The 21,939-nt window shown below is 59.1% G+C and carries 21 protein-coding genes; 7 read left to right on the top strand and 14 right to left on the bottom strand.

Annotation, left to right across the window (positions count from 1 at the left end; translation table 11 throughout):
* Window positions 1–171 precede the first annotated feature (171 nt).
* Genes Q0601_RS16410 through Q0601_RS16390 form a run of 5 tightly spaced genes read right to left on the bottom strand, consistent with a single transcriptional unit; the run spans window position 172 to window position 7,671 of the window.
* Window positions 172–1,872 carry an ABC transporter ATP-binding protein gene (locus tag Q0601_RS16410; protein ID WP_305290948.1) on the bottom strand — a complete coding sequence of 567 codons (1,701 nt, stop codon included), beginning with the start codon at window positions 1,870–1,872 and terminating at the stop codon, window positions 172–174.
* Between the two features lie 12 nt (window positions 1,873–1,884).
* Window positions 1,885–2,658: an ABC transporter ATP-binding protein gene (locus Q0601_RS16405; RefSeq protein WP_305290947.1), complete on the bottom strand. Its 774-nt coding sequence runs from the start codon at window positions 2,656–2,658 to the stop codon at window positions 1,885–1,887.
* Window positions 2,655–4,631: a Fe(3+)-hydroxamate ABC transporter permease FhuB gene (gene fhuB / locus Q0601_RS16400; protein ID WP_305290945.1), complete on the bottom strand. Its 1,977-nt coding sequence runs from the start codon at window positions 4,629–4,631 to the stop codon at window positions 2,655–2,657. Before fhuB ends, Q0601_RS16405 begins: the two co-directional genes overlap by 4 nt.
* Window positions 4,628–5,533: an ABC transporter substrate-binding protein gene (locus Q0601_RS16395; RefSeq protein ID WP_305290944.1), complete on the bottom strand. Its 906-nt coding sequence runs from the start codon at window positions 5,531–5,533 to the stop codon at window positions 4,628–4,630. Before Q0601_RS16395 ends, fhuB begins: the two co-directional genes overlap by 4 nt.
* Window positions 5,527–7,671, bottom strand: a complete 2,145-nt coding sequence (locus Q0601_RS16390) for a TonB-dependent siderophore receptor (RefSeq protein ID WP_305290943.1) — start codon at window positions 7,669–7,671, stop codon at window positions 5,527–5,529. The genes Q0601_RS16395 and Q0601_RS16390 overlap by 7 nt, the downstream gene beginning before the upstream one ends.
* Window positions 7,672–7,955: 284 nt before the next feature.
* On the opposite strand from Q0601_RS16390, the gene Q0601_RS16385 reads away from it, so the two are divergent.
* On the top strand, window positions 7,956–9,386 hold the full coding sequence (locus tag Q0601_RS16385) for an alkaline phosphatase D family protein (protein ID WP_305290941.1): 1,431 nt from the start codon (window positions 7,956–7,958) through the stop codon (window positions 9,384–9,386).
* Window positions 9,387–9,510: 124 nt separating this feature from the next.
* Here the strand turns inward: Q0601_RS16385 and Q0601_RS16380 are convergent, their stop codons facing one another.
* The 3 genes from Q0601_RS16380 to Q0601_RS16370 form a co-directional block, all read right to left on the bottom strand.
* Window positions 9,511–10,437, bottom strand: coding sequence for a pseudouridine-5'-phosphate glycosidase (locus Q0601_RS16380; protein WP_305290940.1), 927 nt, complete (start codon window positions 10,435–10,437; stop codon window positions 9,511–9,513).
* Complete coding sequence (locus tag Q0601_RS16375) at window positions 10,434–11,315, bottom strand: PfkB family carbohydrate kinase (protein WP_305290939.1); 882 nt, start codon at window positions 11,313–11,315, stop codon at window positions 10,434–10,436. Before Q0601_RS16375 ends, Q0601_RS16380 begins: the two co-directional genes overlap by 4 nt.
* 100 nt (window positions 11,316–11,415) lie before the next feature.
* The gene (locus Q0601_RS16370; RefSeq protein ID WP_305290938.1) at window positions 11,416–11,769 is read right to left on the bottom strand and encodes an ArsR/SmtB family transcription factor; all 354 of its coding nucleotides are present in this window, start codon (window positions 11,767–11,769) and stop codon (window positions 11,416–11,418) included.
* Window positions 11,770–11,977: 208 nt separating this feature from the next.
* Here Q0601_RS16370 and Q0601_RS16365 point away from each other — a divergent pair, with 208 nt between their 5' ends.
* The 5 genes from Q0601_RS16365 (at window position 11,978) to Q0601_RS16345 (ending at window position 14,588) form a co-directional block, all read left to right on the top strand.
* The gene (locus Q0601_RS16365) at window positions 11,978–12,322 is read left to right on the top strand and encodes an AtpZ/AtpI family protein (RefSeq protein ID WP_119747362.1); all 345 of its coding nucleotides are present in this window, start codon (window positions 11,978–11,980) and stop codon (window positions 12,320–12,322) included.
* A gap of 2 nt (window positions 12,323–12,324) precedes the next feature.
* The gene (locus Q0601_RS16360; protein WP_305290982.1) at window positions 12,325–13,080 is read left to right on the top strand and encodes a F0F1 ATP synthase subunit A; all 756 of its coding nucleotides are present in this window, start codon (window positions 12,325–12,327) and stop codon (window positions 13,078–13,080) included.
* A 51-nt stretch (window positions 13,081–13,131) separates the two neighbouring features.
* Window positions 13,132–13,368, top strand: coding sequence for a F0F1 ATP synthase subunit C (locus tag Q0601_RS16355; protein ID WP_119747360.1), 237 nt, complete (start codon window positions 13,132–13,134; stop codon window positions 13,366–13,368).
* Between the two features lie 75 nt (window positions 13,369–13,443).
* Window positions 13,444–14,031: a F0F1 ATP synthase subunit B' gene (locus Q0601_RS16350; protein ID WP_305290936.1), complete on the top strand. Its 588-nt coding sequence runs from the start codon at window positions 13,444–13,446 to the stop codon at window positions 14,029–14,031.
* Window positions 14,028–14,588: a F0F1 ATP synthase subunit B gene (locus tag Q0601_RS16345; RefSeq protein ID WP_305290935.1), complete on the top strand. Its 561-nt coding sequence runs from the start codon at window positions 14,028–14,030 to the stop codon at window positions 14,586–14,588. The genes Q0601_RS16350 and Q0601_RS16345 overlap by 4 nt, the downstream gene beginning before the upstream one ends.
* Before the next feature lie 160 nt (window positions 14,589–14,748).
* Here the strand turns inward: Q0601_RS16345 and Q0601_RS16340 are convergent, their stop codons facing one another.
* The 4 genes from Q0601_RS16340 to Q0601_RS16325 all read right to left on the bottom strand — a co-directional run bounded on the left by Q0601_RS16340 (window position 14,749) and on the right by Q0601_RS16325 (window position 18,140).
* The gene (locus Q0601_RS16340) at window positions 14,749–15,642 is read right to left on the bottom strand and encodes a cation diffusion facilitator family transporter (RefSeq protein WP_305290934.1); all 894 of its coding nucleotides are present in this window, start codon (window positions 15,640–15,642) and stop codon (window positions 14,749–14,751) included.
* 265 nt (window positions 15,643–15,907) lie between these two features.
* Window positions 15,908–16,231 carry a hypothetical protein gene (locus Q0601_RS16335; RefSeq protein WP_305290933.1) on the bottom strand — a complete coding sequence of 108 codons (324 nt, stop codon included), beginning with the start codon at window positions 16,229–16,231 and terminating at the stop codon, window positions 15,908–15,910.
* Window positions 16,231–16,359 carry a hypothetical protein gene (locus tag Q0601_RS16330; protein ID WP_269902621.1) on the bottom strand — a complete coding sequence of 43 codons (129 nt, stop codon included), beginning with the start codon at window positions 16,357–16,359 and terminating at the stop codon, window positions 16,231–16,233. Before Q0601_RS16330 ends, Q0601_RS16335 begins: the two co-directional genes overlap by 1 nt.
* On the bottom strand, window positions 16,356–18,140 hold the full coding sequence (locus tag Q0601_RS16325; RefSeq protein WP_305290932.1) for an extracellular solute-binding protein: 1,785 nt from the start codon (window positions 18,138–18,140) through the stop codon (window positions 16,356–16,358). The genes Q0601_RS16330 and Q0601_RS16325 overlap by 4 nt, the downstream gene beginning before the upstream one ends.
* Window positions 18,141–18,596: 456 nt before the next feature.
* Here Q0601_RS16325 and Q0601_RS16320 point away from each other — a divergent pair, with 456 nt between their 5' ends.
* On the top strand, window positions 18,597–19,379 hold the full coding sequence (locus tag Q0601_RS16320; RefSeq protein ID WP_305290931.1) for a 3-hydroxybutyrate dehydrogenase: 783 nt from the start codon (window positions 18,597–18,599) through the stop codon (window positions 19,377–19,379).
* Here the strand turns inward: Q0601_RS16320 and Q0601_RS16315 are convergent.
* Window positions 19,348–21,033 carry a putative bifunctional diguanylate cyclase/phosphodiesterase gene (locus Q0601_RS16315; protein WP_305290930.1) on the bottom strand — a complete coding sequence of 562 codons (1,686 nt, stop codon included), beginning with the start codon at window positions 21,031–21,033 and terminating at the stop codon, window positions 19,348–19,350. The genes Q0601_RS16320 and Q0601_RS16315 overlap by 32 nt on opposite strands.
* A gap of 271 nt (window positions 21,034–21,304) precedes the next feature.
* The gene (locus Q0601_RS16310) at window positions 21,305–21,928 is read right to left on the bottom strand and encodes a lytic transglycosylase domain-containing protein (RefSeq protein ID WP_305290929.1); all 624 of its coding nucleotides are present in this window, start codon (window positions 21,926–21,928) and stop codon (window positions 21,305–21,307) included.
* Between the last annotated feature and the right edge of the window lie 11 nt (window positions 21,929–21,939).

Raw genomic sequence — 21,939 nt, 5'->3', positions numbered from 1 at the left:
GGTTCGCCGGCGGGTCGCGCCACTGGTTCAAGAGACCTGCCGCCGACGGGCAGCGCCCCGCCCCGGTCGTTGCGACACGCAAATAACCGGCGTTTCCGATTCAACGCAATACGCGCGGGGCGTGACTCGGGATGAAGGTGCCGGGCACCATCCGCCGGGTCGATGGATGTCTCAGGCCGCAAGCGCCGCGTAAATACCACCCTTTGCCATCAGCTCGGCATGTGTTCCGGTTTCGGCGATACGGCCCTTATCCATGACGACGATACGGTCGGCGTTGCGGATCGTGCCCAGCCGGTGCGCGATGATCAGCGTCGTCCGCCCCACGGCAAGTGCATCGAGGGCGGATTGGATCTCGCGTTCGGTCTGGCTGTCCAGCGCGCTTGTCGCCTCGTCAAGGATCAGGATTGGCGGGTTTTTCAGAAAGGCACGGGCGATGGCGACACGTTGTTTCTGACCGCCCGAAAGCATGACGCCGCGTTCGCCGACAATCGTGTCCAGACCTTCGGGCAGGCCTTCGATCAACGAAGTCAGCTGCGCCTGACGGGCTGCGTCGCGGATTTCCTCTTCCGAGGCATTCAGGCGGCCATAGGCAATATTCTCGCGCAGCGTGCCGCCGAACAGGAAAACGTCCTGACTGACCAGTCCGATCTGGCGGCGCAATCCATGCAGGCGCATCTGCGGCAGGGCAAGCCCATCGACGGAAATGCTGCCCGAACTCGGTTCGTAAAAGCGTGGCAGCAATGCAAGCAGCGTCGTCTTGCCTGCCCCCGACGGTCCGACAAAGGCGATGGTTTCACCGGCGCGAATAGACAGATTGATTTCCCGCAGGATCGGGCGGCCCTCGTCATAGGCGAAGCCCACATGGTCGAAACGGATATCGCCTTTCAGGGCGGGGGCTTCGATGGCATCCGGGGCATCCGCGATCTCGGGGTCGGTGGCCAGCAGTTCCTGATAGCGGCGGAAGCCGGCGATGCCGCGCGGATAGGTCTCGATCACGGCGGCGATCTTTTCCAGCGGGCGATAGAAGACATTGACCAGCAGCAGGAAACCCACAAAACCGCCGGTGGTCAGGCTGCCCGCCAATACGAAGCCCGCCCCGACCACCATCACGACGACCTGCACCAGCCGCAGTCCCATATATTGCAGCGCCGAGGATGCCGCCATGACCCGATAGGCATCCAGCTTGGCCTGACGGTAACGGGTATTGTCGCCGGCAAAGAGATGGCTTTCATGCGCTTCGTTCCCGAAAGCCTGCACGACGCGCACGCCGCCCAGCGCCTCTTCCAGCCGGACATTGAAATCGCCCACGCGAGAGTAGATGGCTTTCCATGTCCGGGTCATCCGTCCGCCGTAAAAGATCACCAAAGCCAGCATTGCCGGCACGACAAACACCACGATCAAAGCGAGCGATGGGTGGATCCAGAACATCAGCACGAAGGCGCCGATAAAGGTCATCACCGCGATAAAGGCGTCTTCGGGTCCATGATGCGCGACCTCTCCGATTTCTTCCAGATCGCGGGTGACGCGGGCGACAAGCTTCCCCGTGCGGGCACGGTCATACCATTTCCACGACAGTCGGGTCAGGTGATCGAAGGCGCGGGCGCGCATTTCGGTCTCGATATTGATGCCTAGCTTGTGCCCCCAATAGATGACGATGGTCAGCAATCCGGCGTTGATCGCGTAAAGCAGCAGCAGACCGGCTGCTGCGATCACCGTCAGCGTCCAGTTTCCCTGCGGCAGCAGCACGTCGATAAAGCCCGTGATCGCCAGTGGGAAGACCAGTTCCAGGAGACCCGAAACGATTGCACAGCCGAAATCCAACCAGAACAGCCCAAGGAAAGGCCGGTAATATGAGAAGAATTCGCGCAGCATCTGGACCTCGTTTCAGGCGGGGATGGCGACCTTCTGGCCGTCGGGCCGGGTCAGCACCTGCATAGGCAAGCCGTAGATGGCCTGCAATGCCTCCTCGCGCATCAATTCATCCGGGCTGCCCTGCATGGCCAGCTTACCGCCCTTTAGCGCGACGATGTGATCGCAGAAACGGGCGGCCATATTGACCTCATGCAGCACAATCACGGCACTGCGGTTCTGTGCGTGGCACATGCGTCGGACAAGGGTCAGCACCTCGACCTGATGCGCGATGTCCAGTGCCGAGATCGGCTCATCCAGAAGCAGCGTTCCGGCCTGTTGTGCGACCATCATCGCCAGCCATGCCCGCTGCCGCTCGCCGCCCGACATCGTGTCGACCAGTTGATCGGCAAAGGCGCTCATGCCGCATTCCGTCATCGCTTGTTCGACCGCCTCGTGATCCTGCGGGCCGAAGCGGCCCATCGCGCCATGCCACGGATAGCGGCCAAGCGAGACCAGTTCGCGCGTATTCATCCCCTCGGCCGGGGGCGTATGCTGGGGCAGGAATGCCAGGCGACGGGCATAATCGCGGGCGGACCAGTCCTGTAACGCGCGGCCTTCGAATTCGGTCCGGCCAAGGGCGGGAATTTGCCGGGCAAGCACTTTGAGCAATGTCGATTTGCCCGAGCCGTTATGCCCGATCAACGCAATGACCTGTCCGGCCGGCAGAGTCAGCGAGATATCGTCCAGCAGGCGGCGGCCCGGAACATCGACGACCAGATTTTCGATCTGAAACAGTGTATCGGTCATGATTTCGACCTCATCATCAGCCAGATCAGCCATGGTGCCCCGATCAGCGAGGCGAAAAGACCAAGCGGCAATTCATAGGGAAAGCCCGCCATGCGTGCGCCGAAATCGGCGGCGAGCATCAAAAGCGCACCGATCAGAGCTGCGCCGGTAACATGATCTCCGGCGCGGGCCAAACCGATGCGGCGCGCCATATGCGGGGCCATCAGGCCCACGAAACTTAACGGTCCGACCAGCATGGTTGCCGCCCCCGTGGCAAGTCCCGCCAGCAGGATCAGCGACAGCCGGGCAAGCGCCAGCGGCAGACCCAGCCCTGCGGCGACACCGGTTCCCAGTGGCAGAACCGCTAGCCAGCGGCGCATGGCAAGAGTAGCGGCCCATACCACAACTGCCACCGCGGCAAGCGAAAGCGCAGCTGGCATGCCGATTCCCGCGGATGAGCCGCTCAGCCAGCCGAGAATTTGCCATGATTGCGGGCTGCCTGTCGCCATGATGGCTGACAGGACCGATGCCGCAAGGGCCGAAACGGAAATCCCCGCCAGCAAAACCCGTTCGGCGGGCATATCGCGATGGCTGACGAAGATGGTTACCAACGCCAATGCCAGCGCTGCGCCGGTCATCGCCCCTGCACCAAGGGCAAGGCTGGTCGGCGCGGCAAAAGCGAAAACCGCTGCGGAATAGCCAAGTGTCGCGCCGCCCGAAACGCCCAGCACTTCAGGCGAGGCCAAGGGGTTCGAGGTCAGCCGCTGAAGCATCGCACCGGCCAGCGCCAGCGCCGCCCCGGCAGAGGCCGCCGCGATCAGGCGGGGCAGGCGCATGGGCAAAAAGGCGTTCAGGCTTTCCCAATCCAGCACCGTCCAGCCATCCGGCACACGCCCGATCCAGATCAGCATGAAGGCGACCACGGTAAGCAGCACAGTCAGGCCAGACAGGATCCGTTGCGGATGTGCAAGACGCGGGGCCGGACCCTCGGCGCGCTCGGTTCCCGGTGGGGTGGAGCCGCGCAGCCGTGGCAGAAGCCATAGCAGCAGCGGCCCGCCGAACAGCCCGGTCAGTGCGCCAGTGGGGAACATCTCTCCGGTTGCGCCTGCGATCGTCAGCACCAGACCGTCGCAGACAGACAGGATCAAGGCTCCGACCACCGGCGACCATATCAGCAGTGGTTTGATGCCGCGCGCTCCGGCGGTCCGGACAAGGGCAGGAGCGGCCAGCCCGACAAACGCGATCAGGCCGAGTTCGGCCGAGACCGTGGCGGCAAGCCACACCGCCAACCCCGCCGCCATCAATCGGACAAGCGCGACATTCATCCCCAGTCCCGCCGCGCCTTCCGCCCCCAGCGACAGCACATGCAAAGGGCGGGACAGCAGGGCGGCAAACAGCCCTCCGCCCGTCACGACAAGGGCAAGCGAGCGCACGCCCGACCAATCCTGCTGCACCAACGCGCCTCCGTTCCAGATCACCAGTGAAAGCAGGTAATGCCCCTGCGCGAGGGTGACGGCTGTGGCAATCGCGCTGGCGGTCATGCCGACCAGCATCCCGGCGATTACCATCGTGACCGGCGCGAAACTGCGCCGTGCCCCGATCATCAGCACCAGCCCGGCAGCCAGTCCGGCACCGGCCATGGCGACGGGCCAGCGACCGACCGCCAGCAAATCCGGAGCAAGGATCGTCGCCAGCACAAGGGCAAGCTGCGCCCCCGACGAAATGCCAAGTGTCGTCGGATCGGCGACCGGGTTGCGCAGCACCGCTTGAAGGATCGCACCCGACAAACCAAGCCCCGCCCCTGCCAGAAGCGCGATCACGCCGCGCGGCATCAACCCGAAAGCCAGCAGGATTTGCTGTAAATCCATCTGATCGGGCATGAAGGGCAGGGCGGGCCATTCCGGCCATGGCAGTAACCGAAGCGCCGCGAATCCCCAAAGACCAATGGCAAGTATTGCCGCAAGCGGCAGCCATATGCGCAGATGACGGCTCATATGCCGGTCGGCCCGTCATGAAGCGCCTGCTCCAACAACCGGACGAAGCGCAGTGCCGAAAGGGTGCCTCCGAATGCATTGATATCAGGTAGGTGGTAAACCCGCCCCTCGCGAACCGGCGGCAATGCCTGCCACAAGATGCTGCGCGACAATCCTCGGCGCGCCTCGGGCGGGATCTCTCCGACGATGACCAATCTTGCGTCGGGCATATCAGCCAGTCGTTCGATGGGCACCGGGGCAAGGAAACTGAATCTGGTTCCTTCGCTCCAGGCGTTGCTTAACCCGATCCGGGTCAGCGTATCCCCGAACATGCTGTCGAAGCCGAAAGCGCGCAGATGCCGCGCATCTCCGATATTGACCAGACAGACAGGGCGGTCGGCGAAACGCGCCACGGCAGCGGCATGACGATCAAGGGCAGCCTGAGTGTCGTGCAAGGCAAGTTCGCCCGCACCGGGATCTTCCACTGCCCGGGACATTGCCTGCAATGCATTCAGAGCCTTGCCCAGCGGAGGCTCATTCGGCGTGTAGAAAGGCAGCGTCAGGACTGGTGCGATGGTTTTCAGCCGCTCTTCGTAAAATGTGTAATAGGGTGAATTCAGGATCAGGTCGGGGCGGGTCAATTGCAGCAGCTCGAAATTCGGTGAGCCCCGCAGACCCAGATCGGTGACCTGGTCCGGGATCTTGGGCTGTACGGCATCCACGCGGTAACGGACCAGTTCGCAGGCGGCGACTGGCATGTGACCGATCGCGACGGCTGTTTCCAGCATCGCCCAATCGATCGCGGCCAGCCGGGGTTTCGACGTGGCCGCCCGCAAAGGCAAACCCGCCGCCAGCACGAGGCCGGCGGCGGTCAGAAAGCTGCGGCGAGTGGGCCGGGCAGGCACCGCTCTGCCTGTTACCACTTGTAACTCACCCTGGCGTTGACCGCGCGACCTTCGCCGTAGAAACAACTGAATGCGGTGCAGCTTGCCAGATAGGCCTTGTCGGTCACATTGGTGATGTTGACCGATGCCTCGATATTGTTCCGCGTATAGCTGGCCCCGAGATCGACGAGCGTGACGGCATTCATCTTGTACTGATTGGCGTCGTCCCCGTAGCGCGAGCCGATGTGACGGATGCCGCCACCGGCACGGAAGCCATTGCCGAAATCACGGTCGAGCCACAGACTCGCCATGTGCTTGGGCGCGTTGCCGAGTTCATGGCCATCGAAATCGCCGCCGATTATCTCGGTTTCGTTATAGGCATAGCCGCCACGAATTGACCAGCTTTCGGTAAGTTCGGCGGTGGCTTCAATCTCTAGACCCTGGGACTTTACCTTTCCGACCTGATAGGTGTCGATTCTTGTATCTTCGACACCGTCGCCATCCAGGTCCTGTCCTAAGGAAATGGTTTTGTTGCTGATGGCGTTTCTCTGTTCCAGATCATAAAGCGATACAGTGAAAAAACCGTCGAAGGCGGTGGGCTCATATTTTACACCGACTTCCCATTGTTCGGTTTCCGTCGGTTTGAAGGCTTTGCCATCACTGTCAGCGCCGGTATTTTGCCCGATCTGCGGCAAGAACGACGTCGAATAGCTGACATAAGGCGCAATTCCGTTATCAAAGACATGGGAAAGGCCGATACGCCCGGTTGTGGCGGAATCTTTGCGGTATGCACTGCTTTCGCCTTCATAGTTAGTGTAACTGGTCCCGGTCTGCTTCGACCAGTCATGCCGCAACGCTGCCGATCCGCGCCAATTGCCAACGCTGATTTCGTCCTGCGCATAGATGCCGACCTGTGTTTGTACCAAATCCTTGATGCCGGTATACCACGGCGTCAGATCATCTGGCATTGAATGAATAGGGTTGCGGATGTCCAGATCAGGGAATCTGATGAAATCGGTGCTGGCGTAGCCGTCCCATTGACGGACTTCCAGACCAAATAGCAGCCGGTGTTCCGCCGCGCCCGAGGTGACGGTTCCGCTTAGTCTGGTGTCCAGATTGAGGGTCGTGGCATCCTCGACCTGCGAGATCGCGTTTCTGGGAATGAGATAAGGGGTGCCGGGATCCCCACTTTGCTGGGTCTGCACGCCCTCATATTCCCAGTCCACATCCTGATAGCGGAAGCCCTGCGTCAACTGCCAGCCATTGTCGAATTCGTGCCGGAGTTCCAGCCCGATATTCGTCATGCGGCGATCGCTATCGTCGAAGCCAGTTTCGCCCGCGTAGAAATCGCGCAGATCCTCGGGATCGCCCAATTGCGTGGCGGAATAAGACAGGCCCGGAGGCGTTTTCGGACCGTCTTTCTGATATGAGGCCAGGAAATCGATCAGCGTGGCGTCATCGACCTGCCAGCGCAGCGCCGCCGCCAGATAGCCGCGCTTGTCGGTGACTTCGTCGATCTGCGTCGCACCGTCTTTGCCGATCCCGGTCAGGCGCCACGCAAAACTGTCCGATGGTGCGCGGTTCACGTCGAAAAAGACCTGAGCGTTGTCATTGCTGCCGAAGCCCAGCCCGACTTCGTTGAAATCATCGAACTGCGCGCGCTTCTGCACCTGATTGATGACACCGGCAGGGGAATTCGCACCAAACAGCGCTGATGAAGGTCCGCGCAGAACCTCGATCTGTTCCAGCCCATAGGTTTCGATAGTCGGAGCGCCGAAAGAACGAACCATCCTCAGGCCATTGAGATACTGCGCTTCATCGGCGCCCAGCCCGCGGATGATCGGCCCGTCGAAACGCGGATCCAGACCATAGGGCTGCCCGGAGATGCCGGCGCTGTAATTCAGGGCCTGCCCCAGAGTCGTGGCGCCCTGATCCTTGATCTGCTTCGAGGTGACGACCGTGACAGATTGTTGTGTTTCCAGCATCGGCGTATCGGTCTTGGTTCCCATCTGGTTGACCCTGGCGACATAACCGGTAGCCGTTCCCGAAGCGCTGTTATCCGCATAGATGGTGATCGCATCCAAAACGACGACGCCCTGTTCCGACTGGGCCATGGCGGCAGAGGCAAGGGCGATGCCACTGGCACCGGCAAAGAGTAACATGAGCGAACGGGACATGATCGAAACCTGTTTTGATCGAAATATGATTGAGATGTAGAATTCGACTAAAAGAGTAGGGCATGTCAAACCAGCCGTCGATTATTTCCGAGTCTTCCGGACGGGAAAGACGATCTGTTGCGAGATTAACACAGCATGAAGCGATCGTCCGTATCCTGTAGCGGGACAATGGTCTGTGACCCTCGCACTGCAATCACGCCTTGGTTACCGGGCAGAACCTGCCTCGACATCGCGATTTTTACGCTTATCTGAGACGCGACCGGCAACGGAAAGACAATTACATAATGACCGCTGAATTCGAGGGATCGATGGGTCCCGTATTGTATTTCCGAGGCTTCTCCCGGGGCAGGATGCGTCTGGCCGCTCTGGTCATCCGGCCGATATCCGAGGGTGCTCCGGCAATCCTGAAAGCAGCCGGGGTAAAGGTGAAACCCGTCTTGCTGTGTGAACTGGCCGGTTTCGCCGCCTGGCGCTTTGATTTTTCAATCGGGTCCGAAGATGGCGGCTATGATTACGACGACCGGTTCCATGCCGTCGAGGTGGATGTCACCAGCGATATGCGTATCGCTTTCGTCTCATGCAACGGTGAAGAGGAAGGCGATCTTGGCCGCACGCCGTCCGAGCGGAATGCGATGTGGCGGCGGCTGGGGGATTTGCACGAAGAATCTGCATTCAGCCTGATGCTGCAGGGTGGTGATCAAATCTATGCCGATGAGGTGACCAGGGGCCATAAGCTGACCGATGACTGGCCCGATCACGCTCCCCGTCATGCGTCGCCGGCGGAACTTGAAGACTTGCGGCAATTCCTGCGTAAAGGTTTTGCCCGGCGCTATCTGAGCGTGATGTCCGCACCGGAATTTCTGCGGCTGGCATCATCGGTCCCTGTCCTGTCGGTCTGGGACGATCACGATATCTGCGACGGATGGGGCTCGCTGAAGGAGAACCGGATGAATTCCGGCGTCGGGCAGACGCTGTTCCGTGCCGCCCGTGAGATGTATCTGCTATTTCAGCACGCCGCGACCGAGGCAGACATTCCAGAACTCTTCATGGATCCCAAGGGGCGCAGTCTGGGCTGGTGCCATCATTTACCGGATTTGACCGTTATCGCGCCCGATCTGCGCTCGGAGCGGACGCGCCACCGGATCATGGGGCCGGAGGGATGGCACGGATTGCGGCAGGTTTCACCGCAAGGCGGGCAGGTGCTGATGGTGTCCAGTGTACCTCTTTTGGGTCCGCGTCTGTCACTGGTCGAAGCGGTGATGATGGCGATCCCGCGCATGCAGCATTACGAGGACGATCTGCGCGATCAGTGGCAAAGCCGGGCGCATCGCGAGGAATGGCGCGATATGCTGCGCGAGGTTCTGCGACTGCGCAGAAACAGCCCTGTGACGGCGATTTCAGGCGAGATACATCTGGCCACCAGAGCCGAGATGGGAGTGGGGGAAAACCGCATCCATCAGCTTGTCGCCTCGGGCATCTCACATCGTGCGCCCTCCAAGGGATATGCGCGCGGATTGGGCTGGCTGGCCGGGCTTGGTGAAGCGCCGCTGCCCGAACATCCGATCCGCATCCTGCCGTTACCGGGGCAAAGGCAGCGTTACATGGCCGAACGAAATTTCCTGGTGTTGGAGCGGCAGAATACCCGCTGGCACGCGATCTGGCATCTCGAGGAATCCGGCGCGACGCCACCCTTGCCACTCACGACGGATGCATGACGCTTTGGGTGGCTGGCTGTTTGCCGTTCCGTTATCAACCGGGCCTGATATCCCTCGGGCAGAGTTAGGTGCATTGCGCTGGATGCCCGGGGGCGGGAACCCGCCCTGCCTGTCCTGAATGTGTTCAGATCGGAGCTTTTGCCATTTCCACCGCAATCTCACTCGCCAGGCGGGCATTGTTCAAGACAAGCGCGATATTCGATTTAAGGGACTTGCCGTCGGTCAATTCAAAAATCCGTTGAAGCAGGAACGGGGTCACTGCCTTGGCAGCGATGCGGTGCGCAGCAGCCTCGGCAAGCGCCTTTTCGATCACGGGCATGATCTCGTCCCGGGGGATTTCATCAGCTTCGGGGATCGGATTGGCAACAAGCTGTCCGCCGGCAAGTCCCAATCTGCTGCGCATATTCGCGCCCGCGGCGATTTCTCTTGCGCTGTCCATCCGCAACGGGGCGGTGATGCCGGAACTACGCGACCAGAAGGCGGGCAACTCGTCCTGTCCATAGGCGATGACCGGAACACCCAGCGTCTCCAGAACCTCCCAGGTCTTGGGCAGATCAAGAATCGCCTTGGCACCCGCCGCGACGACTGTCACCGGCGTCTGGCCAAGTTCCTGCAAATCCGCCGAAATGTCGAAACTAAGCTCTGCGCCGCGATGGACACCGCCAATTCCGCCGGTGGCAAAAACCCGGATACCGGCAAGATGCGCACAGATCATCGTCGCAGCGACGGTTGTCGCGCCGGTGCGGCCCGATGTCAGGCAAATGGCCAGATCAGCACGCGATACTTTCATGGCCTGATCCGAAGGCGTCTGCGCCAGGGTTTCCAGCGACGAGGCGGTCAACCCGATATGGATCCTGCCCGTCATCACAGCGATCGTGGCGGGAATGGCGCCCGCGCCGCGAATGACATTCTCGACATCGCGGGCCATTTGCAGGTTCTGCGGATAGGGCATTCCATGGGTGATGATCGTCGATTCCAATGCGACGACTGGCCGGCCTTCATTCAATGCGGCAAAAACTTCAGGAGCGAATTCAAGCGGTAGGTCGGTCACGACGGATCCTTTCCGGAAACATGGGCGGCCGCTGCTTGAACGGCTTGCCGCAAAGCCGCCTTTCGCGGCATTTTACGAAGTTCTGCTGCCAGATGTGCCGCAAGAAAGCAATCACCCGCGCCGGTGACGCGTGCGATGGTCACGGATGGAGGAGCCTCGATCAAGGTTTCTTCCCCGCGTGCCGCATCCGCAGCAGGACGGCGGCCGTCCGTCACCACGACCCGGGCCGCACCAAGGGCAATGACTGCTTCGGCCGCACTTGCTGCATCGGCGCTTTTTCGCTCCGCGATTATCTCTGCCTCGATCCGGTTCAGATAGAAACAGCCACGCCCTGTCGCGATCAGCGGGCGCAGCCTGTCGGCCTTGCCCGGGCTGGCCGGAACGATCCGCAGATCCGCATTCATAAGGGCAGGGCCACGGATGATACTTGCCAACAGGGTTTCGGTCAGGTTGCCGTCCAGAACGACCGGCCCGCTCCAGCCGGCAAGATCGGCCGCGAGAGGGGCAAGAATTGCGTCGCCGGCTTTTTCAAGCCCATGCACATCGGCAATCGCGGCGATCAGCCCCTGACTGTCCTCGATTGCCATGTAACAATCGGTGGGAAGGCCCGTCTCCCGGGTCAGCCATGCGGTCAGCACGCCCATCCGTTCGGCCTCGGCAATCAGGGCCTCGCCCTCGGGATCGCGACCGACCGCGGACAGCACCGCGGGCGCCATCCCCCAACGGGCTATGGCAATAGCGACATTCAGTGCCACGCCGCCGGGCAGGTGCCGAATTCGCCCAGGCACATCCGCGCCTGGGATCATGCGCTGCGGCGCGCGACCAATCACATCCCATAACATCGCACCGATACACAGGATATCAGGGCGGGAACTCACCTTGCAGCCCATTGATACGGCTTCTTCTTCATCCAAATATCCCGGGGGTCGGGGTGGTACCTCCGTCTGACAGCAGTCAAATTCAAATCGTGCTCCTTCGTCACCTGTCGTCCACACCCCATTCCCGCATCTCGCTTTCAAGAAACCGTTCGAACCGGTCCAGATCCACCGGATCGAACTGTCCGAACCCCTGTATCCAGACCGTCGCGGCCCGCATCCCCTCGGGATCGAGCATGCACCAGTTGATCCGGCCTCGCCGTTCCTGCCGGATAAGCCCCGCAGCGGCAAGCACCGAGAGATGTTTCGAAATCGCGGCAAGGCTCATCGCGAAAGGCGCAGCCACATCGGTGACCGCCATATCATCCTCGAGCAACATGGCCAGAACCTGCCTGCGCGTGGGATCGGCCAGCGCGGCAAAGATCAGGTCCAGCCGTTCGGAGGAGGCAGAGGGCATAGCGTGGTCCTTTGGCTGCGGATCGGGCCTGATGCTCAACCCGCAGGTTGAATAATGTCTGGGTGCGATTGCGATTGCAAGCCGAACACGAGAATTTTCTGATCATAAAAATTATTTAAAAACAAATGTATACATGGATTCCTGGGTTGCTTGACTCGGGCGCTGTTCCACCATAGACACCCCTCGAAAGATAACGGGGGCGTGAGAGATGGCCGAAGGGCCCCGGAATGGTGCGGACAAGGGCAAAGATGCCGAGCGACTGCGCGATCTGGAGGAACGGCTGTCCCAATTGGCCCCAACGCCCGAGGGTGAGCGCCCGAAGGCAAGCTATGATCAGGCGCATATTGCCTGGCGTATGGTGATCGAACTCGTGGTTGGCATGGGGCTTGGCTTCGGGATTGGTTTCGGTCTGGATTATCTGTTCGGCACGACGCCGTTCCTGATGATCCTGTTTATTTTTCTCGGCTTCGCGGCCGGCATCAAAACCATGATGCGCACCGCGTCCGAACTTGGCAGCAAAACCGGCACTGCGCCGGAGAAGAAGAGGGATTGATCGTGGCAAGCGAAGCGCAAGGTGAAGAAGCCGGGCTGTCCTTTCATCCGATGGATCAGTTTCTGGTCAAGCCGCTTTTCGGCGAAGGCGATGTGCATTGGTACACGCCCACCAATGTAACGCTTTGGCTGTTCATCGTTGCTGTGGCCATCGCCGCCTTGCTGGTGGCCGGCACCCGTGGACGCGCCATCGTGCCGAACCGGGTACAGTCTGTGGCCGAACTCGCATATGGCATGACCTACAAGATGGTCGAGGATGTCACCGGCAAGGACGGGCTGAAATATTTCCCTTATATCATGACGCTGTTCATGTTCATTTTGTTCTCGAACATGCTGGGCCTGTTGCCCAAGGCGTTTACCGTCACTTCGCATATCGCTGTGACCGGTGTGCTGGCTCTGGCTGTGTTCATCAGCGTGACGGTGATCGGCTTCGCCAAGAATGGTGCGCAATTCCTTGGCCTGTTCTGGGTCAGTTCGGCGCCTCTGGTGCTGCGGCCCATTCTCGCGGTGATCGAGGTCATCAGCTATTTCGTCCGCCCGGTCAGCCACTCGATTCGTCTTGCCGGGAACATGATGGCCGGTCACGCGGTGATGAAAGTGTTCGCGGGCTTTGCCGCAATCGCTGTCATCTCGCCGATTTCCATTCTGGCTGTCACCGCCATCTATGGCCTTGAGGTGCTGGTCGCCACTATCCAGGCCTATGTCTTTACCATCCTGACCTGCGTCTATCTGAAGGACGCGCTGCATCCGCAGCACTAAGGACGGGCTTTCACCTGAATTTAACACTTCCAACCGCAAGGAGTATACGTCATGGAAGGGAATATCGCAGAACTCGGTCAGTATATCGGTGCCGGTCTGGCAGCCATCGGGTCGGGCACTGCCGCCGTTGGTGTGGGCAATGTGGCCGGCAACTTCCTGTCGGGCGCTCTGCGCAATCCGTCGGCTGCAGCCGGTCAGACCGCGACCCTGTTCATCGGCATCGCCTTTGCAGAAGCTTTGGGGATCTTCGCGTTCCTCGTTGCGCTTCTGCTGATGTTCGCAGTCTGATCTCTTGCCATCCTTGCGGCGGGGAGGGTGTTCGCACCCTCTCCATCGTGACCAAGATAGGCCAAGGGGTAGGAAATGATCAGCCTGTTGCAAGAGGCCGCAACCACCGCGGCCGAACATACGGAAGAAGCTGCCGAAGCTGCTGCCCACGGTTCTGAAAGCGCCAGCGGGCTGCCGCAGCTTGATTTCAGCACCTTCCCGAACCAGATTTTCTGGCTCATCGTCACATTGGCGGTGCTGTATTGGGTGTTGTCCAGAATCGCTTTGCCCCGGATTGCCGCCGTTCTCTCGGACCGTCAGGGCGCTATTACCGGCGATCTGATGGCTGCGGAAGAATTCAAGCAGAAGGCCAAAGAGGCCGAAGCCGCCTATGACAAGGCACTTGCCGATGCCCGTGCCGAGGCGCAAAAGATCGTCGAGGCGAACCGGGCGGAAATCCAGAAGGAACTGGATGCGGCTGTTGCGCACGCAGATGCCGAAATCGGTGCCCGCGCGGCTGAATCCGAAAAGCGCATTCGCGAAATCCGCGATTCCGCGGCCAATGATGCGCGCGAGGTCGCTCGTGACGTCACTGCGGAACTGGTGTCGAGCTTTGGTGGTTCTGTCGATCAAAGCGCCATTGACAGCGCGGTCGAGACTCGTCTGAAGGGAGCCTTGCAATGAAACATGTCAGTGCAATCGTCATTTCCCTACTGGCTGCCTCGCCGGCGGTTGCGGCAAGCGGGCCGTTCTTCTCGCTGCGCAATACCGATTTCATCGTTCTGATCGCCTTTCTGGTGTTCATCGGGATTCTTGTCTATTTTAAGATACCCTCGATCATCGGCGGCATGCTGGACAAACGTGCGGATGGCATCCGCAACGATCTGGACGAAGCACGCCGCCTGCGCGAAGAAGCGCAGGAGATTTATGCAAGCTACGAGCGTCGTCAGCGCGAAGTGAAGGTGCAGGCGGATGAGATCATCGCCAATGCCCGTCGCGAAGCCGAAGCACAGGCCGCCAAAGCCAAGGACGACCTGAAGATCTCGATTGAACGCCGCCTGAAGGCCGCTGAAGATCAGATTGCCAGTGCTGAAAGCGATGCGGTCCGTGCGGTTCGTGATCGTGCTGTGCAGGCATCTGTTGCCGCTGCTGCGGAATTGCTTGCGGCGCAAGTCAAATCAGGACAGCGCTCTGCCGGTATCGACGACGCCATCGAAGACGTGGCGCGCCGGTTGAACTAAGTATAACAACCAGCGACAGTGATCGAACCCCCGGCATTCGTGTCGGGGGTTTTTTGTCTGGGCAACGCGGCAGATTGCATGATTTTCCAAGTCCGCTCGCCGGCTGATTATGCACGATTCCTGACAGCAGGGGGCCTCATGGCCCCTTTGCGCCGGATTATCACGGCGACAGGATCAGTACGCCGGAATGTTTTGCCTTATGTTCTGGTTCGACATGAATGGTTATCTGTGCTTTGGGTAATCTTGCGTTGAGCGATTGTTCGATCTTGTCACAAATCCGATGGGCTTCATCCACTGTTGTCTGGCCGTCCACGACCAGATGAAAATCGATGAAGGTGACCTGGCCGGCATGGCGGGTTCGCAGGTCATGCGCTTCGATTGCTCCGGATGCGCGGTCCGAAATGATGCGCTGGATATCTTCAAGCGTATCATCGGGCACCGCCTCATCCATCAGACTGCTAAGCGATGCAGCTGTCAGTTTCCAACCCGTCCAAAGGATATTCAGCCCGACCAGCCCGGCCAAGAGCGGATCCAGCAGGGTCCATCCGGTTGCAACCGCAAGTATCACGCCTGACAGCACTGCGGCAGAGGTTACGACATCTGTCCAGAGATGTTTTCCATCCGCGATCAGCGCGGGCGAACCAAGCTGCGTTCCCCGGTTGACCAGAATATGCGCCCAATATGCGTTCACCAGGGCCGCCGCGGCATTGATCGCGATCCCCATCACTGGCGCGTCCAGAACTGGCGGATCTAGAAAGCCAAGCCACGCTTCCCGCATGATCAGCAGCGCCGCGACAATGATCATGACGCCTTCCAGCACGGCAGAGAAGAATTCGGCCTTGTGGTGACCGTAAGGGTGGCCCGCATCGGCCGGCCGCGCGGCAACGCGAATCGCGATCAGCGCGGCAATGGCCGTGGCTACGTTAACGGTGCTTTCAAGCGCATCCGAAAGCAGGGCGACAGAGCCCGTCAGCCACCATGCCAGCAGTTTCATGCACAGGACAACAATGCCCACCGCAATGCTGCCCATTGCGATCTGAAGAGTTTTCCCCATGAGGACCAGCCTTTTCGCTTGGTATCGTTTCCGGGACGAGGCAGTCATTGGCAGAACCGCCGGAATTGCTCAACCTCGAATCTGCCCTCTGCCGGTTGAGCGAATAGCTGAAAGAGGTTGCCAAAGACCGAATATCCACCGGAGAGGCATGAATTCGGGATGCCGCCTGTGCAGGTAATTCACAAAGGCTAGGAGTCTGCCTATCGCCCCGTTTCGCCCCCGTGGCCGGCCTTGAGTTGAAGACATGGCGCTTGAAACGGCGCCATCAATCCTTGCTGTCATCTCCGAAATGGGCATCGTCATGATATTCGTCCTCGCCTTCGTTCACATATTTGGAACTTAGCGAGATCGAGTGATTGTCGTGGATCGGATCCATGATCACATCCGCCGGAATTTCACCGCGCAGCCATTCGCGCAATTCTTCGCGCACATCCCCGATCTCCTGACCGGTCACTTCCGCCAGATAAGAGATAAAGGCGCGCTGATCACCGTCAATCTCATCCAGATCGGCGGTGTCGACCTCGGGCCATTTGTCGGTAATGGCTTCAAAAAAGGCCGGCCAGTTATCCTGAACGTGATGCCACTTCATCAATAGCCCCCTCCCAGGAAGCTTTGTCCCCAATGGGCGACACCGGTGATGTCTTCGCCGACACCCGCAACGGTATTGCAACCAGCCAATATCCCACAGGCCAGAACGGCCATCATTACTGCTCTCATTTTTTTGCCTCCTGCCACCAGACGCCCGGCATGAATCCCGGCCAGTCGCCGTAAAGCGGTTTTTTATCAGGATACAACAGAGTTGACCGGTGAGCCAGACGGGAGATTGGCGGATAGCTGACCGGAATCACATAGCGCCCCGCCGTGAGAATCCGGTCGAGCGCCCGCACCGCCGCGTTGAACTGTTCGGGGTCGTCGGTGTTCAGCATCTCGTTGATCATCGCTTCGGCGGGGGGACTGTTCATGCCCATCCAGTTCCGGCTTCCCGGCTCGGTCACGCCTTGATGTCCCCAGTAAAGCCACTGTTCGTTGCCCGGCGACAGCGACAGCGCGCGTTCATACCATGCCATTTCGAATTGATAGCTGTTGGTGCGCTGAATGAACTGAGCCGTGTCCAGCAATGTCAGGCTGGCCCTGATGCCAAGATTGCGTAGCGCTTCCACATAGATATCGGTAATCTGCTGCGTTTCCGCAGCCGTGCGCATTGCGGAACCGGACTGGTTCAACAGGATAGTGAACGAAAAGGGGCGGCCCTCGGCATTCTTCAGAACGCCATCCTGCACGGTCCACCCCGCCTCTGCCAGTAGCTTCAGGGCGCGGCGCAACCCGGCGCGGTCCAGGGGACCATCGCTGCCCTCGGGCAGGCTGTACCCTTCCAGAGCACCCGGAGGAAGCTGATCGGCGAAAGGCTCAAGCAATTCCCGAACACGCCCTTCGGCGGGACCGGGTTTCATGGCCAGCGTGGAATTGGCGAAATACGAGGTGATGCGAGGTTCCGCGCCGCCATTCAGCGTGTTGTTGATGAAGGTGAAATTGAACGCCTCGATAAGCGCCTGCCGCACGCGCCAATCGGCAAATAACGGGTTACGGGTATTCATCACCAATCCCATGATTCCCGATGGGCGCTTATGCTCAATCTCGGATTTGACGACCTCGCCCTTGACCGCGCGAGGGAAATCGAACTCGTTTTCCCATCTCAATGGAGAGAGTTCGCGCCAGACATCGATGTCGCCCGATTTAAAGGCCTCGAACATGGCATTTGAATCGCTGAAATAATCGAAGCTGATGACGTCGAAATTATGCATTCCACGGTTCAGCGGCAAATCCTTCCCCCAGTAATCGGGGTTTCGACGAAAAGTGATCCGGCGTCCGGGATCGACCTGATCGACGACATAGGGTGCAGAGCCGATCGGGATCTCAAGCCCCGGCTGGCTGAAATCCTTATCTTCCCATTGTGATTTCTTGAGCACCGGGCGCAGACCCATCAAAAGCGCAAGCTCGCGATCCGGTTCATTGAAGGTAAGGCGGATGCTGCGCTCGCCGGTCTGCTCCATCTTTTCAATCTTGGACCACGCGCCCAGATAGCGAGGATGCCCCACAGTCCCCAAGGTCTCATAGGACCACATCACATCTTCCACGGTGACGGGCGAACCGTCCGAAAATCGTGCCTCTGGGCGCAGGGTGAATTCGACCCAACTGCGCTTGGGATCGGTTTCGACCGATTCGGCCAGCAATCCGTATAGGGTAAATGGTTCATCGATCGAGCGTTCCATCAGCGTTTCCGCGACCAGGCCGGGCTGGAACAGGATCGGCCAGACAGGGTTGCCCTTTAAAACCCAGGGCTTTAGCGAATCGAAATTCCCGGGTTCCGCCATCCGAATCGTTCCCCCTTTCGGAGCGTTCGGATTCGCATAGGGAAGATGAGAAAAATCTTTGGGCAGGGCGGGCTCGCCATACATGGCAATGCCATGAGCCGGCTCGGCAAGGCTTGCCAGCGGCATTGATGCAACACCCGGAAAAACCAAAGAAACAGCCAGAATGACCTGTCTGATCGCGCAATTGTTAAGGAATTTGCAGATTCGCATTGCCGCTCGCCTTGTCATTCTTGCTTTGGTCGCGATTTCAACAACCTCGTTCCCGGCGCGTCAATGCCAGTGAAAACTTCTGTGTTGGACTCGGACGCCGACTCGCGTATAAATAACTCACTGCTCGATAGGTTTCTTGCCTGTATGAAACCTGCCTCATGACTTGCGCCCGCCTTGTGCGGGCGCTTTTTTTATTGGTTTTTCATTCAACCGAACTGCCAGCCGGTTAACGGGTTCCGGCTTTTTGCGGCAATGCAATTGATCGTGATCCTTGGTGATCCGGCCGGCTGGCGGGGTCCGATTTTTCGGGCTGCAGGCTCGGAGCGAAAGGGCTAAGCTCGAGTCGGGTAAAACACAAGTTCGAGGATTTCGATGTTTGAGAAATTTCTGACAGGCAAGACCGCGATTGTGACGGGATCCAATTCGGGTATCGGGCTGGGCGTGGCGCATCGATTGGCGCGAGCGGGTGCCGATATGGTTCTGAACAGTTTTACCGATCGGGATGAAGATCATGCCCTTGCCGAGGAAATGGCCCGCGAACATGGCGTCACTGTGCGCTATATCAAGGCCGATATGTCGAAGGGTGACGAATGCCGGGCATTGATAGAGCAGGCCGGGACCTGCGATATTCTGATCAATAATGCCGGTATTCAGCATGTCGCGCCAATTCCCGAATTCCCGGTCGAGAAATGGGATGCGATCATTGCGATCAATATGAGCTCGTCCTTCCATACGACGGCTGCGGCCCTGCCGATGATGCGCAAGGCGGGCTGGGGCAGGATCGTGAATATCGCCTCGGCGCATGGCCTGACCGCCAGCCCGTTCAAATCCGCCTATGTCGCGGCCAAACATGGGGTGATCGGTCTGACCAAGGTGACAGGGCTGGAAACCGCCCGGGAAAATATCACCTGCAATGCGATCTGCCCCGGCTATGTCCTGACGCCGCTTGTCGAGGCGCAGATTCCCGACACGATGAAGGAATATGACATGAGCCGCGAGGACGTGATCACGAAGGTCATGCTGGAGCGTCAACCCTCGAAAGAATTCGTGACGGTTGAAGAACTCGGGGATACGGCGGTTTTTCTTTGCAGCGATGCGGCGGCGCAAATTACCGGCACCTCGATCAGTGTGGATGGAGGCTGGACGGCCCTTTGATATCGGTTATGATCGATGCGGGCGTTTTACCCGTCAATGCTGCGATCACATGCGCATCATTGGCCATCGGCGCAGGCCGTCCCGTATGGAAACCCTGAATCGCCTTGCAGCCTTCCCTGACGACAAGACGCAACTGATCCTGGGTTTCGACCCCCTCCGCAACAGTGGTGACGCCCAGCCTTGCGCCGAGGCCCGCGATGGCACCGACGATCGCGGCGGCTTTCTTGCGCTGCACGGCATCCTGTACGAAGCTGCCATCAATCTTGATCTTGTCGAAGGGAAAAGACAGCAGATGCGTCAATGATGAGAACCCGGTCCCGAAATCATCCAGGGCGACCCGTACGCCCAGATCCCGGATCTGCAGCAAATCCCTGATTGCACCGGCTTCGTTGTTGAGTACCGCCGTTTCGGTCACTTCGATCTCCAGCCGGTCATGAGACAGGCCAGATTTGGCCAGGGCTGCCCGAACCATGGATGTAAGCGTGTCACGGCCAAGCTGTGCGGCGGAAACATTCACGGCGACCGGGAGGCCATCATCCCAGTCGGCCGCGTCGCAACAGGCTTTCGTCAGGACAAATTCACCCAGCCGATCGATCAGATCGCTGTTCTCGGCAACCGGAATGAAATCTGTCGGGGATACCCAACCTCGATCCGGCTGATACCAGCGGATCAGGGCCTCTCGTCCCATGGTTTGTCCGGTTTTTACATCGATAATTGGCTGATAATACAAAAAAATATTACGATTATCCCGCAGAGCACTACTTAACCGCTCTTGCAGGCGTAGGCGCTCGTACATGTCGATCCGCATCTTTTCCGAGAACATGCGATAGCACCGTTTTCCGGCCTTTTTCGCAGCATACAGCGCAATATCCGCATTTTTCTGCAACTCTTCGCCGGTTGTGCCATGTGCCGGCGCGTAGGCAATCCCTATTGAAGCGCTTATATGTATCTTCCGGTGATATTCGATACTGCGCGGAGAAGAAAGTTCGGCAATGACGCGACTGGCGAATGCCTCCATCCTTGCCGGATCGTTATACGGGACTAGTATTGCGAATTCATCGCCGCCCAACCGTCCGATGGTGATGTCTTCATCCTCACCTAGATTGCGAAGTTTTTCCGCTACGCATTTCAAGAGTTCATCACCGATATTATGCCCTCTGGTATCGTTGACCAGTTTGAAGCCATCCAGGTCGATATAAAGCAGGCCCGGCCCATCATCCGACGCATTCAGCCGCTCTTTCAGCCGTTCGTTGAAGGTGGTCCGGTTCGCAAGGCCAGTCAGCGTATCGTAATGGGCAAGCTGTCGGATTTTTTCTTTAGCGGCGACCTTTTGGGTTACGATGGCCCAGGTGAGCATTGGTCCAAGGAAACTGCCGTCATCCGCCGTGATCGCGGAGATCTTGAGATCCAGCAATTCTGGTCCGAGTGAAATCCGGGCATTGAATGGAAGGTTTGCCGGGTCGCGCAGGATTTGCCGCTGCCTTTCGGGATTTTCATGAAAGACATCGATCGATGAACCAACCAGATCATCGGTCTTGATCGGCAGAAGATGTTCGATGCTGCGAACAAGTTCTTTTGAAGTTTTGTTTACATAATCAATTTTATAGGTGACAGGATCGACGGTCATGACGGCAAGTGGGATATTGTCGATCATTCGATAAAGCCGATTGTTCGGATCTTCCTTCTGAAGAGGAAATATCTTCGTTTCATCGAAACCTGTGGCTTGCATGGTCATGAACGGCAACTCTCGATGATGGGCGATAAGAACGGTGATTGCCGGGATCATGACCAGCAGAAGTTAATAAAGCCTTGCCGCTCAATGCCGGATATAAGGCATTTGAGACAATATCGACCGACTTGCCCATTGATGGGTAGCGGAATCGCGGATCATATGCAGGAAGCGGGCCGAGCCCCGCCAGAAGCGATCAGCTTCCGGCGATGACGCGGACATAGTTGCGGGTTTCGCGGTAGGGCGGGATGCCGCCATATTTGGAAACTGCCGCCGGACCGGCATTATAGGCTGCCAATGCAAGCCGCCAGTTGCCGAACTGGTTATACATCATGCGCAGGTAACGCGCGCCGCCATTGAGGTTTTCCACCGGATCATGGGGATTAACCCCCAATCTGGCCGCCGTACCCGGCATAAGCTGGGCCAGCCCGGTTGCGCCCTTGTGTGATCTGGCCGCCGGATTCCAGCCGGATTCCTGCTGAACCAGGCGCAGGAACAGATCCTCTGGAATGCCATAGCGCCGGGCGGCAGCACGGGCATGCGGTGTATATTCGCTTTTCCTGCCCTGATAGGCGGGAATATTCGTGGAAAGGCCAAGTTCGATGATGCTGCTGTCGCCATCTCCGGGGCGCAGCCTCGCGGATTGCTGATATTGCGACGCCAGCCGCGAATCCATCAGCCGGGTTTGCCGGGCAAACTGATCCGCCCGCGATTTCGACGAGCTTCCCGAAAGGCGCAATCCCTCAGCCGCGGCGGGAAGTCCGGTTCCGGCAAGCAATACTGCGCCGATCATGGCCTTGATCGCAGTGGTGACCTTCATATTATCCGTCC

The sequence above is a fragment of the Paracoccus wurundjeri genome, from assembly GCF_030678915.1.
In the GTDB taxonomy this organism is placed as follows: Bacteria; Pseudomonadota; Alphaproteobacteria; order Rhodobacterales; family Rhodobacteraceae; genus Paracoccus; species Paracoccus onubensis_A.
This window is presented reverse-complemented; position numbering and strand designations above follow the sequence as displayed.

Coding starts and splice junctions, on each gene's coding strand:
- Q0601_RS16410 (WP_305290948.1), bottom strand. CDS start 1,872: ATGCTGCGCGAATTCTTCTCATATTACCGGCCTTTCCTTGGGCTGTTC.
- Q0601_RS16405 (WP_305290947.1), bottom strand. CDS start 2,658: ATGACCGATACACTGTTTCAGATCGAAAATCTGGTCGTCGATGTTCCG.
- fhuB (WP_305290945.1), bottom strand. CDS start 4,631: ATGAGCCGTCATCTGCGCATATGGCTGCCGCTTGCGGCAATACTTGCC.
- Q0601_RS16390 (WP_305290943.1), bottom strand. CDS start 7,671: ATGTCCCGTTCGCTCATGTTACTCTTTGCCGGTGCCAGTGGCATCGCC.
- Q0601_RS16385 (WP_305290941.1), top strand. CDS start 7,956: ATGACCGCTGAATTCGAGGGATCGATGGGTCCCGTATTGTATTTCCGA.
- Q0601_RS16370 (WP_305290938.1), bottom strand. CDS start 11,769: ATGCCCTCTGCCTCCTCCGAACGGCTGGACCTGATCTTTGCCGCGCTG.
- Q0601_RS16365 (WP_119747362.1), top strand. CDS start 11,978: ATGGCCGAAGGGCCCCGGAATGGTGCGGACAAGGGCAAAGATGCCGAG.
- Q0601_RS16355 (WP_119747360.1), top strand. CDS start 13,132: ATGGAAGGGAATATCGCAGAACTCGGTCAGTATATCGGTGCCGGTCTG.
- Q0601_RS16350 (WP_305290936.1), top strand. CDS start 13,444: ATGATCAGCCTGTTGCAAGAGGCCGCAACCACCGCGGCCGAACATACG.
- Q0601_RS16345 (WP_305290935.1), top strand. CDS start 14,028: ATGAAACATGTCAGTGCAATCGTCATTTCCCTACTGGCTGCCTCGCCG.
- Q0601_RS16340 (WP_305290934.1), bottom strand. CDS start 15,642: ATGGGGAAAACTCTTCAGATCGCAATGGGCAGCATTGCGGTGGGCATT.
- Q0601_RS16335 (WP_305290933.1), bottom strand. CDS start 16,231: ATGAAGTGGCATCACGTTCAGGATAACTGGCCGGCCTTTTTTGAAGCC.
- Q0601_RS16330 (WP_269902621.1), bottom strand. CDS start 16,359: ATGAGAGCAGTAATGATGGCCGTTCTGGCCTGTGGGATATTGGCTGGT.
- Q0601_RS16325 (WP_305290932.1), bottom strand. CDS start 18,140: ATGCCGCTGGCAAGCCTTGCCGAGCCGGCTCATGGCATTGCCATGTAT.
- Q0601_RS16320 (WP_305290931.1), top strand. CDS start 18,597: ATGTTTGAGAAATTTCTGACAGGCAAGACCGCGATTGTGACGGGATCC.
- Q0601_RS16315 (WP_305290930.1), bottom strand. CDS start 21,033: ATGATCGACAATATCCCACTTGCCGTCATGACCGTCGATCCTGTCACC.
- Q0601_RS16310 (WP_305290929.1), bottom strand. CDS start 21,928: ATGAAGGTCACCACTGCGATCAAGGCCATGATCGGCGCAGTATTGCTT.